The sequence below is a fragment of the Tautonia rosea genome (assembly GCF_012958305.1).
In the GTDB taxonomy this organism is placed as follows: Bacteria; Planctomycetota; Planctomycetia; order Isosphaerales; family Isosphaeraceae; genus Tautonia; species Tautonia rosea.
Window position 1 is genome coordinate 230379 of sequence record NZ_JABBYO010000008.1, and the last position, 13545, is coordinate 243923.

Consider the following 13545-nt stretch of genomic DNA (forward strand, 5'->3'; position numbering starts at 1 on the left):
CCTGGTGCGCTGCGGTGCGCCGCAGCGAATCATGTGATAGTGCCGACGGCAAAAGGTGTTACGCTCATCGCCGAGCGTTTCGTTTCGGGAATTTCGACCGCGCGATTTCGGCTTCGTTTCGTCGAGGCCCCCCTCCCAGGGGGAGAGGCACGCCGGGTTCCGCGCAGCGGACCCCGGGCCGGGGGGCGGTAGGCCCATGCGGCTCCGCCCGGGGTCCGCTGCGCGGAACCCGGGGCACCCGCCGAAACACCGTGAACCCACCGATGAAGACTGGACGCGGTAGGAGTGCGCCTCGGTGTGCAGGCTCGGTGCGCTCCGGTGCGCCGGGGAGATGAGGCAGCAATGCGAATGCTCGCAAGGAGTTCCGTCACAGACGCCCCGATCGTTTCGGGAATTCCTCTGTTCGAGATCAACAGGAGGATTCCGGGCGTCTCGAATCGCCGACCGGTCGCCTCGATGCGCGGCCCGAAACCCGAGCGTGGGTTCGTTTCGCGCGATGGCGCAGGGGGTGCCCCGAACTCTCCCGATGGTCTTGTTCCGACCCGATTGCCAAAGATGCCCGGCCGAGTTGAGGGGTGCCCCAGCGAGTGGAGGCACGGATTCCCTCGGCGCGTGGGGAGGCCCGATCGGGGGACTCCCCTGCCCTTTTATCATCGAGAAAACTCGGCCCGGCAGTCACACAAACCGGCCGACGGGGCAAATCGGCCAGGCATCCTCACTGGCCGGTTGATGAGGGTGAGGACTCTCATCTTTGAGGAAGCGGGGCGGGGGGCCGGAATTGCGGCGGGAGAACCCATGAAAGAGGCGAAGCCACCGTCGGTGTCGGCTCGGTCTTCTTTATGTGTTCTCCCGTTCTTGATAGGTTCTCGCGAATGCGATGCGCCTTACTGGGACGATCGGCCACGCGGGAAGGGAACGGCTGGGTCCTCGGCTTCGGCGGGGGCAGCGCGGGTGAGGTGATCGAGGTCGACGAGGAGGATACGGGGGAGCGAGCGTTGGCGTTCCTCGGGGGTCATCCTGCTGGTCAATTGACCGGCCGTCTCGACGGCGAGCGTGGGGGCGCGGCGGGCAGCGTTGAGGTTCGTGACCGGGGTGAGCGGCCGGCCGGTTTCGGGATCGGGAACCCACCAGGGTCCCTGGATCGTGTCGCCATCGATCTTGAGGCACATGGCGCGGTATTCCTGCTTGTTCGCGGTCCTCATGCAGACGTACGTACCGGAACCGGCCACGTACTGGATGCCGGGCTCGGTCAGGATGGCATCGACGTGATGGCGGGCGAGGAGGGCTCCGGCGTTGAGGTCGATGAGGAACAGGTCGCCGTCTCGTTCCATCAGGAGCGCGCGATCGCCCGAGAGCAGGGCCACGGAGTAGGTTCGGTTGGGCGGGATCACCGCGGGATCGTAGGGAAAGGTCGCGCGTTGTTGCCCTGCCAGGCTCCAAAGGATCAGGCCTTCCTGATAATGGACCAGCAAGGACTGGTCGTCCAGGCCCGGAGAAATTCTCCCCGGTCCTTTGGAGAAGCGGCTCGGGACCTTGTTGATGAAGTCGAGCGGGACCGATTCCGGTCCTCGTCCGGTGAGGTTCACCAGGCGGAGACTCCCATCGAGGTATGACGTGCCGTTGCCGAGAACGATGCGGTTGAATGGATCGGTCCAGTGATCCAGGGTATTTCGGATTGGAAGGGATTGCTCGGGGGCCTTGGGGGCTTGCAGATCGATGTCGCCGAGCCGATGCTTGGAACGGTTCCCGGCCATCAGTCGCAAGGTGTGAGGCGCTCCGAAGAACGAGGTGGTGATCGCGGGAATGGTCCCGCGCACCTCGGCCGGAAAACGGACCACGACCTCGGGGGGAGCATCGTAGAGAAGGGATTCGAACGCCGGCAGCTCCTTGTTGAAGGGGCTTTCATTCTTTCGATCGTTCAGTAACTGGCTCACAACCACCGCGAAGGAGCCGTCGCGGGTTCGCTGAACCGCCTGGATGGTCGCTGCGCTCCAGGTGGTGCCGGGAATTTTCTCGTCGAGTGTTTGGCCGGAGAGCTGGACATCGCCCTGATTATTGCGGATGACCTGCCTGGCCGTGTGAGCCACGTAGAGCCCATCCTCGGAGATTTCTCGGACGATCGGATCGCCACCGTTGAAGACGGGAGCGCGATAAAGTTCACGGGAGGGGCTGTCCTGTGCCGTCACCGACAGGGACAACGCACCAAGCCAGGAACACACCACCAGACACGCATGTCTCATCGTCGAGAATCCTCCGTATCGAAGAGGAGAACGAGGCAGGCCCATCGCCCCACAGGCGAAACCGACAGGCAAATCGGCATCGACTCAATTGCAGAAACATTACGAGTGAGACATGATCGCACTCCCGAACGCAACCGAGGGGCCAGGAGTGATGCATCGTATCGCAGTCCATGAATGCCTGTCAACGCACGACTGAACCGTGGGATTCCGCGTGCTGTTTCGCGTAAACGCATCACTGAAACGAACAATTGGTTTATGTTAGTTTGTAACTATTGTCTGAAGGTCGAGCCGATCGATCGAGATTTGTCGTACCGTCCCAGGTCCTCGGAATTGTCGTGGAGGTTAACGGGTGCGGGGAGCGAGTGCTCAAGACGAAGGGCAAGAAGTGGGGGTTCGCCTCGCTCGACCTGCGGCACCGCGACCGTCAGGGCAATCCTGCTCGCTTGCGGAGGAGCCATTCGGCGGTGAGGAGCGAGAAGAAGGCGATGAGGCCGAGGGGGGTGTCCCAGAGGGGGGTTTCGGCGGTGAGGGTGCGGGAGAGGGTCTGGGAGCGGAGGAGAGAGGGGAGCTGGCCGGCGGAGAAGTCGGGGAGGAGCTGGCCGCCGGTGGTGGAGGAGAGGGAGGAGAGGAGGGTGGGATCGGAGGCGAGGTCGAGCAGTTCGGTGGTGGGTTCGGGGGAGACGGTAAAGGTAGTCTCGGGGGTAGGAAGGCCGGATGAGGTGAAGAACGGGGAGAGGGAGGGGGCGTCGAGCAGGGCGCGGTAGCGGCCGGGGGGTAAGGCGGGGGAGAGGGCCTCGAAGGTGCCGGGGCGGTCGGGAGAGGGGTGAAGGGGGACGAGGGCGATCGGGTCGGACGGGGGGGAGGAGTTGGGGTTGGGGTTGGCAGGAGGGGCGTCGGGGTTGGCAGGAGGGGCGTGGAAGATGCGAGCGGCGGCGATGAGGTCGGGGCCGAGGTTGGGGACATCGCTGGAGAAGCGGGCGAAGAGGGGGAACGGGGTGTCGGAGGGGACGGTGGGTCGGTCGGGGCCGAAGCGGACGAGGCGGTTGCCGGTGGGGGGGTTGGCCGCGGCGGCCCAGCGAATCACCTGGCCCCAGAAGCGGTGGTGGTAGGCGTCTCCGACGCGGAGCCGCCAGCGCCAGGTGCCGTCGGTGCCGATCCAGAGGACCTTGCCCAGGCCGTACGGATGCGCAGCCATCACGGCATCGGTCGATGACGTATCGTCGGGACGATCGGGCACGAGTAAGGGAACGGCTCCGGGCTTGGCCTGACCGGCGAGGACCCAGGTGAGGGGGGCAAGCCCCTGCCAGGCGGCTCGGCTGGCGGCAGGATCGGCGGCGAACTGGAGCATCGGCCAGTCGGTGGGGGAGGCGGCGGCCTCGTCGGCGGGGACGACGGGGATGCCGGGGGGCAAGGTGGCGCGGTCGGGGTCGAGGGCGAGCGGGTCGATGGGCAGGAGGCGGGGGTTGAGCACCGGAAGGAGCGCGCGGGCCAGGTCGTTGGTTTGCCAGGCCGAGGGCCAGGAGCGAGGGCCGGAGGTCAGGATGAGCGTGCCGCCGTGGTCGGAGACATAGGCATGCAAGCGCTTCCAGAAAACATCGGACGTCAATGAGGGGGGGAGATCGCCGAGGAGGATCACCTCAAAATCGGTGAGGGGGTCGGGATCGCCGGAATCTTCGGGGGGGGCGGGCGGCAAGGCGCTGGCGAAGGTTGGTTCGGAGGCTCCCGAGGGGGGAGGCGGGGCAAGGAGAATGGGAACGACCTCGACGCGGCGGTCGCGGTCGAGGGCAGCGCGGAGGTAGCGGAACTCCCAGCGGGCCTCGGCATCGACGAGGAGGACGCGGGCGGGTTCGTCGGTGACGACAACGGTGGCGGAGCGCCGGTTGTTCTCGGGGCGTTCGTCTGGGGGTTCGGGGGGCTCGACGGTGGCGACGAGTTCAACGGCTCCTGGGTCTTCGAGCGTCACGCGAAAGGAGGCGACGGGTCGGGAACCGTCGGGACTGGCAGGGACGACCTGGCGGAGGGTGCCGAGGCCGGGTACGTCGAGGAGAACGGGAATGTCGGCCCCGGGGCCGAACCCATCGGCTTTCACTTCGACGTTGATGGAAAGCGAATCGCCGGAGAAGGTGGATTCGGGGGCCTGGATGGCAGTGATCGCGGCGTCTCGGGGGGGGATGGTCGAGCCGATGAGGACGGGGAAGACGGGGACGCCGGCGCGGGCGAGGCGATCGGCGAGGGCGTCGGATCGAGGACGCACCTCCCGGGGAGGGGCGTTGCGGAGGCCGTCGGTCAGGAGGACGACACCGAGGACGGGTGTGGAGGTGTCGTTGGCAAGAGCGCGTTCGAGGACGGTGGACCAATCGGTGGCGAGGCGGTCGTCGGGGGCGTCGGTGAGGGGTTCGCCCGAGTCGATCGATCGGGCCAGGGCGTCGCGTTCGGCGGGAGTGGTCGAGCGGGCGAATCGGTAGGCCTCGACGGCGAACGAGCGATCGAGTTCGGCGAGGGCGTCGCCCCGGAGGATGCGAGACGCGGTGGCGAGGCGCGTGGGGGGGAGCGTGGCGTCGTCGGCCGGGGGAGCAAGGCCGGGGGCGTTGCGGAGGAGGTCGGCCTGGTCGGGAGGGCGGCGAGCATCGGTGGTGTCCATACTTGCCGACACGTCCACACCGACGATCAGGCGGCCCTCGATGCGTTCGGTCCATGAGCGCGCGGCGATGGGTTCGAGCAGGGCAACCACCAGGGCCAGGGCGGCGGCGATTCTCAGGGCAAGCAGGATCCATCCGGTGTGGCGGGGGACGAGGCGGCGCTCGTACCGCGAGAGGGCCAGGAGCAAGCCGAGCGTGACGGCCCCGGCGGTGATCCAGATCCACGCGTCATCGCCCACGGCCAGGAACAGCCGCCGACCATTGCCGAGGTCGAGCGTCACGCCCAGTTCCTCCTCGATCCGCACACTGGTGGTCGGGGTAAGCGGTTGGTTTCCATCTGATCGCCGAACGTTGAATGACTGTAGGGAAGGTTGGGGATGGTGGTTTCCGATCGACGATCACCCGTCGCCCCCACCACCGTCGTCGCCGCCGCCGTCACCATCGCCATCGCCGTCGTCATCGTCGGGGCGGTGGTGGAAGTCGTAGGAGGGGGAATCGGTGTCGGAGGGGTCGGGCAGTTCGGAGGCATTGCGGCCGATCCGGGCGCGGAGGGCCTCGGCAAGATCGATGAATTCGGTGACGTTCATAGCTTCGGCACGGACGTCGCCGGTCAGGTCGATGGATTCGAGCAGGGTGTCGACCTCGGGTTTGCCGGACCAGTGGGGTTTCCAGAGGCTGTAGAGGACGCCTCGGAGGTTTTTGCGTCGCAGGGTGAAGACGCGGCGGACGACCTCGTGGAACCAGGGGAGGTCGGGGATGGCGGCGCGTTTCTCGGCATCGGGGACGATCTTGATGATGGCCGACTCGACCTTCGGCTGGGGCCAGAAGACCTTGGGGGAGAGGATGCGGACGATCTCGACATGGGCCAGAGCCTGGACCATGACGGAGAGGGAGCCGTACATCTCGGTATTCGGTTCGGCGAGCATGCGATCGGCCAGCTCGCGCTGAATGGTGACGACCATCAGGGCCGGGCAGAGCTCGGGATGAACAAGGAGGTTGCTGATGATGGGGGTCGCCACGTTGTACGGCAGGTTGGCCACGAGCTTCAGGCGGCGATCGGGAGCAACGGCGAGACCGGCCTGGACGTTGTCGAGGACTTCGGGATTGATCACCGATTTTTTCGAGAGAGCATCCATTTGCAAGACGCGGACATTGGGCAGGCCCGAGACGGCCTCGCGGGTGAGCTGGGCCATGGCGGGGTCGATCTCGACCGTGACGACGGCGGAGACCTTGGGGGCCATCAGGGTGGTCAGGGCACCGGCACCGGGACCGACCTCAAGGATGACATCCTCGGGAGCGAGGTCGGCAGAGCGGGCGATCAGGTCGTGGGTGTTCAGGTCGATCAGGAAATTTTGGCCGTACCGACGGTTGGGGGCGATGCCGCGGTGGCCGAAAAGGTGGCGGAGGTAGGTGAGGGTTTGGCGGGGGGTGGACATGGGGAGGGACCTCGCGCAGAGACGCAGAGACGCGATAAGAGGAGGAAAGAGGGAGAAGAGAGAGGTTCGTGGAGGCCGTTCACGACGCGGGTGATGCCGTCTTTGTTCAAGGCGACATTGAAATTGAGAAGGAGTCCGAGACGGAGGCCGGTGAGGCGGAGGTCGGTAAGCAGTTGCATGCGATGGACGGGGGCAACCTCCTCGATGGACTTCAATTCAATAAGGACCAGGCGGTCGACGATCAGATCGGCGCGGAAGTCAAGATCGAATTTCTCGTCGTCATCGATCACCGGAATCCCTTGCTGTGTTTCGACGGCCAGCCCTCTGCGTTTCAGTTCATCCACCATCGTCGCCTCAGACACGGACTCCAGCAACCCCGGCCCCAGCCCTGGATCAATCGCGGATGCCACATCCACGATCATGCCCGAACTCTCATTCGCTCTCATTCCCTGCTCCCCTTCGCTCTCTCCCCTGCCCTCTGACCGCTCTCCGATCTCTCCGCTTCTCGTTCTTCTCTCTTCTCCTCTCCTCTGCGTCTCCGCGTCTCTGCGCGCGATCGTTCTTCTCCCCTTCATTCCTTCCCCAAAAGCTTCTTTACATGCTTTGCCAGCATATCCGTCTCGATGTTCACCCGATCGCCGGGGGAGAGGGTTCCCAGTGTCGTTACGGCGAGGGTGTGCGGGATGAGCATGACGGAGAAGTCATCGTCGCCGACGGTGACGAGGGTCAGGCTGACGCCGTCGACGGCGATCGACCCTTTTTCGACCATCAGGGGGGTCCATTTCGGGCTGAGCCGGAAGCGGAGGAAGTCCCACTCGCCTTCGGGACGGCGTTCGACGAGTTCGGCGGTCGTATCAATGTGCCCCTGGACGAAGTGGCCGCCGAGGCGGTCGCCGACGCGGAGCGAGCGCTCAAGGTTCACCGGGTCGCCGTTGCGGCGGCTGCCGAGGTTGGTCCTCACAAGGGTTTCGGGCCCGGCCTGGACCTCGAAGACCTCACCGTCGTGCTGGACGACCGTCAGGCAGCAGCCGTTGACGGCAACACTCTCGCCGAGGGTCATCGGCGCTTCGGGGCTCAGGCCGGGCCATCGAATGACGAAGCGGCGGCCGTTGTCTTCCTCAACCACGCGATCCATGCGACCGAGCACTTCGACCAATCCTGTAAACATCTCGTGACTCTCAAACACGCGGCATCGGGAGCGAATTGAGGGGTAACGCGGCGATCGGGCCGGGGCGTGCTGTCCACTGTATCCGGAGCGCAGGCCCATCGGCCACGGTTTCGGCAGACAACGGACGGCGTGTCGGCTCTGGCGAACCGGCGGAACGGGTCGATAGAATACACCCTGGGAACCTCGGCCGACGGGAATGATCCACCCAAGCACGGTTGGATCGTGCCGTCGGGGGTGTTCCTCCGGTCGGGTGGGGAGTCGTGCCTTGCCGACCGAGGGGGGGGATCGGATGAGTCCCTTCCCTGATGTTCGGAGTGTCTTGTTCGTTGTTTCCGGAGGCCAGGGCCATGATGTCGCCGATCCACCGCCGAGGGTTCCTCGCCGGGACCGCCGCAGCCGGGGCCGCCGTCGCGCTGGCGAACACGAGCCACGCTTCGGGTGCGGCCCGACCGCTGAACCGCCTGCCCGACGGTCCGACCGACACCGTTACACTGGGCAACACCGGCATCGAGGTCTCCCTGATCGGCATGGGGACCGGCAGCAACGGCGTGAACCAGTCGAGCAACCAGACGAAGCTGGGGGTGAAGGAGTGCGCGCGGTTGATTCGGCACGCCTTTGACTCGGGCATCCGGTTCTTCGACGTGGCCGACCAGTACGGCAGCCACCATTATTTGCGCGAGGCGCTCAAGGGGATCCCCCGAGACCAGTACGTCATTCAGACCAAGACCCACGCGAACGACTTCCGAGAGGCCAAGAGCCACCTGGAACGCTTCCGCATGGAGCTGGGTGTCGATTATGTCGATACGCTGCTGCTTCACTGCATGCAGACGGCCGACTGGACCGACAAGAAGGCCGGCGCGATGGAATACATCAGCGAGGCCAAGGAAGCCGGCCTGGTACGTGCCCACGGCGTGAGCTGCCACGGCATGGACCCGCTGCGGGTGGCCGCGCAGACCCCCTGGGTTGAGGTCGATCTGGCCCGCGTCAATCCGGAAGCGGTGGCGATGGACAGCGCCGACCCGAGCGAAGTGACCGACCAGCTTCGCATCATGCACAACGCCGGGAAGGGCGTGATCGGCATGAAGATTTGCGGCAACGGCCAGTTCAAGGAACCGGAGCGGCGCGATGCCTCGCTGCGGTTCGTCTTCGGGCTGGGGATTGTGGATGCGATCGTCGTCGGGCTGGAATCGACCGAGCAGGTGGACGACCTGCTCAGCCGGGCGCAGAGCGCCCTGAACTTCGTCCGGAGTGAGCGGGCCTGATCGGGTCTTGCCTCGGAACTCTCTTGCGCTTCCCGCCCTGCCAAGGCGGAATCATCCCGGACGTGATCGGGGCGGGAAGGCGTGTTCCTCGCGTGTTGGAACCACCAGATGTCCCCCGTTCTTGTCGGCCAGGTGCTCTTCGGGGTCGTCGGCGCGCTGATGGTGGCACTGGGACTGCCGCTCTGGCGGCGACGGGTGCGGCCGAACCACCTGTACGGGCTGCGGAGCCCGGAAACCCTCGGAGACGAGGTGGTCTGGTATCAGGCGAATGCCGTGTCGGGACTCATTCAGGTGGGGGCGGGGGTCATCCTGCTCGGTCTGGCCCTGGCCTTGCCCCGCGTCTCCGGCCTCTCGGCCGAGTGGTACGTGATGATCTGCCTCGGCTGGCTCCTGACGAGCGTGGTAGGGATGTGTCTGGTGTTGCCCTCGATCGCCCGTCGGATGGCCAGGCGTCGATCGTCGCTCGGCGACCTGGGGGGAAGCGGCCTCGGGGACCGTTCCCCCTTACCCCGCCCTGACCAGCGTTCATGTTCTGAACCTGATGTTCAATCGGTCGGCTGACACGGTCCGATCGATTCGCCGTGCGATTCAGGAACGAGGGAAAACCATCCACGTCTCTGTTGACTCTCAAACCCATTGCTCCTCCTCGAAGCCGATTTCCATGAATGAACGCATTTCCCGATGGTTCCGGAAGGCCGAGGCCGAGACGGGGGTGGCTCCTCCGGCCGAGCCGATCGTGCCGGAGGTCTACGTAGGCAGCGACCAGGAGAAGAACGAGCAGTACGTCCGCGAAGGCTTCGCGGCCAAGGCCCGCTCGTTCCTCTCGAAACTGCCGATGGCCGAGGATGTTGCCGCGGCCTACTTCTGCATGCTCGACCCGGGCACGCCAAAGTGGGTGAAGGGGGTGGCCGCCGCGGCGTTGGCGTACTTCGTGCTGCCGATTGATGCGATTGTCGACGCCATTCCCGTTGTCGGCCTGATGGACGACGTGACGGTGCTGACCGGGGCCTTGACGGCCATCTCCGCCTTCATCACAACGGAGCACCGCGACAAGGCCCGCCGCTGGATGTCGAGCGAGCACATCGCGGCGCCCTCCGAGGCAAAGGTGACGCCGCCGCGCGCCTGAGCGATCTCTCGGTGCCGAGGGCTCCTGGCATCGCCGCGTCTTGCGATGGCGATGAATCCGCCGTAACATCAGAAGGCCTTGAACCCGACACCACTTCTCGCGTGCCCGACCCTTCGCCCCGAACCTCGATCGAACGGAGGGGGACGATGCTTCGGCTCACCTCACGAGCCCGCCGCCTGTGCCAGGGACCGACCCGACGTGATCTGCTTCGCATCGGGGCGGGGTCGCTCGTGGGCCTGACGTTGCCGGAGTTGATCCGAGCGGCCGATCCGAGCAAGGCGAAGGCGAAATCGCTGATCGTTTTTTTCCTCGAAGGCGGTCCGGCGCATCAGGACCTCTGGGATATGAAGCCCGAGGCGCCGGAGAACGTAAGAGGTGAGTTCCAGCCGATCGACACCACGTTGCCGGGGTTGCAGGTCTGCGAGCACCTGCCGATGACGAGCAGGGTTGCTCATCATTTGACCCTTGTCCGGTCGGTCCATCACTCGATCGTCGACCACAACGCCGGGGCCTATTTTGCCTTGACGGGGAAGCCGCCGATCGCGGGAGGGAGCTTGATCGTCGGGCCTCGGCCCGAGAATTTCCCTCCCTTTGGCGCGGTTCTAGCGAAGCTTCGACCCACGGGGCGCCCCCTGCCCGACTTCGTGCATGTGCCCGACTGGATGAGCAACCTCGGCCAGTTCCTCCCTGGTCAGGATGCGGGGTTTCTGGGGGCGGAGTGCCAGCCGTTTGTCTCGGGAGACCCGAGCCTGCCGGGCTATCAGGTGCCGGGCTTGACCTTGCCGGTCGAGGTGCCGCTCGACCGGTTGGATGCCCGGCGGTCGTTGCTCGATGCGGTCGATCGCTCGATCGACCATGCCTGGCCGGTGGTTGAAGGCATGGACACGCATTACCGCAAGGCGTATGAGCTTGTTTCGAGCCGAGCGGCGCGCCGAGCGTTTGATCTGTCGGAGGAACCGGAATCGGTGCGTGAGCGCTACGGCCTCGACCCCGACAATCCTCGCGAAAAGGAGGCGAGGCAGTTCGGCGGCCTGCCACACCTGGGCCAGTGTGCCCTGCTCGCCCGGCGATTGATCGAGTCGGGGGTGCGGACCGTGACCCTCTGCACCGGGGCGCGGTACGATCAGACGTGGGACACGCACCGGCAACACTTCCCGCTCTTGAAGCGGTCGATCTTGCCGATGTTCGATCGGGCCTTCTCGGCCTTGATTGAAGACTTGCACGATCGGCGATTGCTCGACGAGACGCTGGTTGTCGCCATGGGAGAGTTCGGCCGGACCCCTCGCGTGGGGCAGATCACCTCCGATGCCGGGGCCGACGCCAACGGCCGCGACCACTGGCCGCACTGCTACACCGCCCTGTTCGCCGGCGGTGGCCTGCCCGCCGGGGCCATTTTCGGCGCGAGCGACCAGTTCGCCGCCTATCCCGCCCTCGATCCCGTCACGCCGCAGGACATCACCGCCACGATTTATGAATTGATGGGCATCCCCCACGAGACGATCCTGCACGACCCGCTCGGCCGGCCTCACCTCTTGACCGACGGAAGGCCGATCCGCGCTCTGATTGGATGATCGTTGCGTGACTGCAAGTGCTCTGGATTTTGCATGTCATGACACCGCGAGTGCCGATCTGACCGACGCTTTTCATCTGCCCGACGACCCTTTCGCCTCAGGCTCGCCCGATCCCGAGGGTGACGACGCCACGGCCGACGCGCCGTAACATGGATTGGCGTGGGCTCCCGGAGCGAAGGGAAGCCTGTGCCGACGAGGGTCTCGATCATGCCGATTCACGACTGGACGCGAGTCAATGCCGGGCTGTTCCACCACTTCCATCACCAGTGGATTGCCTCGCTTGCTAACGCTTTGAACGCCGGGCTGTTGCCTGGGGGTTACTCCGCCCTGGCGGAGCAGCGGGCGATTGGGCTGGTGCCGGACGTGCTCACGCTCCAGCACGGCGGTTCTCGCCAGGCCCCTGGGGGCCTGGCCGTGGCGGAGCGGCCGCCGAGGGCGTGGGCGATCCGTCAGGCGGAAGAAGACGTCTATGCAGCAAAGGCCAACCGGATCGCGATCCACCACCCGCTGGGTGAGGTCGTGGCCGTCATCGAGATCGTCTCACCGGGCAACAAGGGAAGCCGGGCGGCCCTACGGTCGTTCACAGAAAAGGCGGTAGAGCTGGTGCGGGGGGGGATCCACCTGCTCGTCGTCGACCTGTTCCCGCCGAGCGACCGCGACCCGCTCGGCATCCACCCGGCGATCTGGGACGCCTTCCTTGAGGAGCCATTCGAACCGCCGCCGGGGAAGACCCTGACGGTCGTCTCCTACGCATCGGGAGACACGAAGGTCGCCTACGTCGAGCCGGTCGGCGTGGGCGACCTGTTGCCGGAGATGCCCCTGTTCCTCACCCCCGGCACCTACATCCCTGCTCCGCTCGAAGCGACGTATCAAGCCACCTGGGACCACTGCCCCGCCCCACTGCGTGAGGCCGTGACCGGCAACCGACGCAATCAGTAGGTGCGGCCCAGGACATTGACGATGGCCCGCTTGACCTCCAGCGGGTCAATCTCGCCCGTGTGGCGGTAAAGCACCTTGCCGCCGGGGGCGATGAGCAGGGTGTAGGGTACGGGGCCGGGCCACTGGGGGTCGAGGGCCTCGGCGAAGGCGTCGCGGTTGTCGGCGTCGAGCAAATAGTTGGTGGCGGAGACGTGTTGCTGGGTCAAGACTTCGAGCGCTTTGGATTGGGCATCGAGGTCGTCGAGGCTGATGGTGATGAGCTTGAAGTCGCGGCCCCGGTACATGCGATTCATCTCGACGAACGCCGGTAGCTCAGCCACGCAAGGGCCGCACCAGGTGGCCCAGAGGTTGACGAGCAACAGGTCATCGGAGTCGTTCTTCGCCAGTGCGGCCACACCGTCGAGGTCGATGGTTTCGAGGGAAACCGGCTCGGCGTTCCAGCGTTCGAGCGACTTGCGGGCGTCCTCGCGCTTGTCGGCCCACTTGGTCGAGCAGCCGAAGACGCGGGTCATGGGGACGGGCACTTCCTCGCCGGCGAGCAGCGCCTCGACGGCGTTGATCGTGTCGTGCGAGGTCACTTCCTTCACCTCGGCGTCGTCGAAGCGGCCTTGATAGCGGAGCCTGCGGTCGCGGTCGAAGATATAGACATGGGGAGTGGCCAGCACGCCGAAGGCGCGGGAGACTTCCTGCGTGTCGCCGTCGTAGAGGTAAGGATAATTGAAATTGTGATCTTTGGCCCGGATTTTCATGTCCTCAAACGAGTCGCCCAGATCGGTATAGCCCAGCTCATCGAGTCGAACGGCCTTCGGGTCGTTCGGCGAGATGGCGACGAGGGCCACCCCTTTGTCCTTGTAGGTCTCGACGAATCGTGCGACGCGGTCTTCGTACGCCTGGGCGGTGGGGCAGTGGTTGCAGGTGAAGTAGACGACCAGGATGTCGGCATCATCGAAGTCGTCGAGGGTGTAGGTTTTCCCGTCCACGCTGGGGAGGCGGAACTCGGGAGCGGCCTCGCCGAGTGCCAGGGGTGCCGCGGGCTGGGCCGGGGCTGTTGTGGGAGCGATCGAGAGGATCAGGGCCGTCGAGAACGCGGCCAGCACCATTCGCAAGGACATGAGAAAGGACTCCCTGAGCGGATCGGCCATGAGACAACGCGGCACGTGTTGA

The 13545-nt window shown here is 65.6% G+C and carries 12 protein-coding genes; 6 read left to right on the top strand and 6 right to left on the bottom strand.

Features of this window, described 5'->3' with window-relative positions; all coding sequences use genetic code 11:
• Positions 1 to 884 precede the first annotated feature (884 nt).
• The 5 genes from HG800_RS15950 to HG800_RS15970 form a co-directional block, all read right to left on the bottom strand.
• Complete coding sequence (locus HG800_RS15950) at positions 885 to 2240, bottom strand: hypothetical protein (protein ID WP_169977624.1); 1356 nt, start codon at positions 2238 to 2240, stop codon at positions 885 to 887.
• A gap of 424 nt (positions 2241 to 2664) precedes the next feature.
• Positions 2665 to 5160: a VWA domain-containing protein gene (locus HG800_RS15955; RefSeq protein ID WP_169977625.1), complete on the bottom strand. Its 2496-nt coding sequence runs from the start codon at positions 5158 to 5160 to the stop codon at positions 2665 to 2667.
• Between the two features lie 117 nt (positions 5161 to 5277).
• Positions 5278 to 6315: a 16S rRNA (adenine(1518)-N(6)/adenine(1519)-N(6))-dimethyltransferase RsmA gene (rsmA, locus tag HG800_RS15960; protein WP_182830377.1), complete on the bottom strand. Its 1038-nt coding sequence runs from the start codon at positions 6313 to 6315 to the stop codon at positions 5278 to 5280.
• Positions 6222 to 6890, bottom strand: a complete 669-nt coding sequence (locus HG800_RS28445; RefSeq protein WP_390622636.1) for a GxxExxY protein — start codon at positions 6888 to 6890, stop codon at positions 6222 to 6224. Before HG800_RS28445 ends, rsmA begins: the two co-directional genes overlap by 94 nt.
• Complete coding sequence (locus HG800_RS15970; protein WP_169977627.1) at positions 6887 to 7483, bottom strand: riboflavin synthase; 597 nt, start codon at positions 7481 to 7483, stop codon at positions 6887 to 6889. Before HG800_RS15970 ends, HG800_RS28445 begins: the two co-directional genes overlap by 4 nt.
• 347 nt (positions 7484 to 7830) lie before the next feature.
• Here HG800_RS15970 and HG800_RS15975 point away from each other — a divergent pair, with 347 nt between their 5' ends.
• The 6 genes from HG800_RS15975 to HG800_RS16000 all read left to right on the top strand — a co-directional run bounded on the left by HG800_RS15975 (position 7831) and on the right by HG800_RS16000 (position 12381).
• A complete protein-coding gene (locus HG800_RS15975; protein ID WP_235963723.1) occupies positions 7831 to 8745 on the top strand; it encodes an aldo/keto reductase in 915 nt (304 codons plus the stop codon).
• Between the two features lie 108 nt (positions 8746 to 8853).
• A complete protein-coding gene (locus tag HG800_RS15980; RefSeq protein ID WP_169977628.1) occupies positions 8854 to 9306 on the top strand; it encodes an SdpI family protein in 453 nt (150 codons plus the stop codon).
• Positions 9307 to 9406: 100 nt separating this feature from the next.
• Positions 9407 to 9871: a YkvA family protein gene (locus tag HG800_RS15985; RefSeq protein WP_169977629.1), complete on the top strand. Its 465-nt coding sequence runs from the start codon at positions 9407 to 9409 to the stop codon at positions 9869 to 9871.
• 146 nt (positions 9872 to 10017) lie between these two features.
• Positions 10018 to 11442: a DUF1501 domain-containing protein gene (locus HG800_RS15990; RefSeq protein WP_169977630.1), complete on the top strand. Its 1425-nt coding sequence runs from the start codon at positions 10018 to 10020 to the stop codon at positions 11440 to 11442.
• 7 nt (positions 11443 to 11449) lie between these two features.
• Complete coding sequence (locus HG800_RS15995; RefSeq protein ID WP_169977631.1) at positions 11450 to 11590, top strand: hypothetical protein; 141 nt, start codon at positions 11450 to 11452, stop codon at positions 11588 to 11590.
• Between the two features lie 59 nt (positions 11591 to 11649).
• Entirely contained in the window at positions 11650 to 12381 is a 732-nt protein-coding gene (locus HG800_RS16000) for a DUF4058 family protein (protein WP_169977632.1), read from the top strand.
• Here the strand turns inward: HG800_RS16000 and HG800_RS16005 are convergent.
• Positions 12375 to 13493: a redoxin domain-containing protein gene (locus tag HG800_RS16005; RefSeq protein ID WP_169977633.1), complete on the bottom strand. Its 1119-nt coding sequence runs from the start codon at positions 13491 to 13493 to the stop codon at positions 12375 to 12377. The genes HG800_RS16000 and HG800_RS16005 overlap by 7 nt on opposite strands.
• Positions 13494 to 13545: the final 52 nt, after the last annotated feature.

Bases quoted from the DNA above. Each gene is read 5' to 3' on its own strand.
- HG800_RS16005 (WP_169977633.1), bottom strand. From the start codon at position 13,493: ATGTCCTTGCGAATGGTGCTGGCCGCGTTCTCGACGGCCCTGATCCTC.
- HG800_RS16000 (WP_169977632.1), top strand. From the start codon at position 11,650: ATGCCGATTCACGACTGGACGCGAGTCAATGCCGGGCTGTTCCACCAC.
- rsmA (WP_182830377.1), bottom strand. From the start codon at position 6,315: ATGTCCACCCCCCGCCAAACCCTCACCTACCTCCGCCACCTTTTCGGC.
- HG800_RS15970 (WP_169977627.1), bottom strand. From the start codon at position 7,483: ATGTTTACAGGATTGGTCGAAGTGCTCGGTCGCATGGATCGCGTGGTT.
- HG800_RS15985 (WP_169977629.1), top strand. From the start codon at position 9,407: ATGAATGAACGCATTTCCCGATGGTTCCGGAAGGCCGAGGCCGAGACG.
- HG800_RS15980 (WP_169977628.1), top strand. From the start codon at position 8,854: ATGTCCCCCGTTCTTGTCGGCCAGGTGCTCTTCGGGGTCGTCGGCGCG.
- HG800_RS15950 (WP_169977624.1), bottom strand. From the start codon at position 2,240: ATGAGACATGCGTGTCTGGTGGTGTGTTCCTGGCTTGGTGCGTTGTCC.
- HG800_RS15990 (WP_169977630.1), top strand. From the start codon at position 10,018: ATGCTTCGGCTCACCTCACGAGCCCGCCGCCTGTGCCAGGGACCGACC.
- HG800_RS28445 (WP_390622636.1), bottom strand. From the start codon at position 6,890: ATGAAGGGGAGAAGAACGATCGCGCGCAGAGACGCGGAGACGCAGAGG.
- HG800_RS15975 (WP_235963723.1), top strand. From the start codon at position 7,831: ATGATGTCGCCGATCCACCGCCGAGGGTTCCTCGCCGGGACCGCCGCA.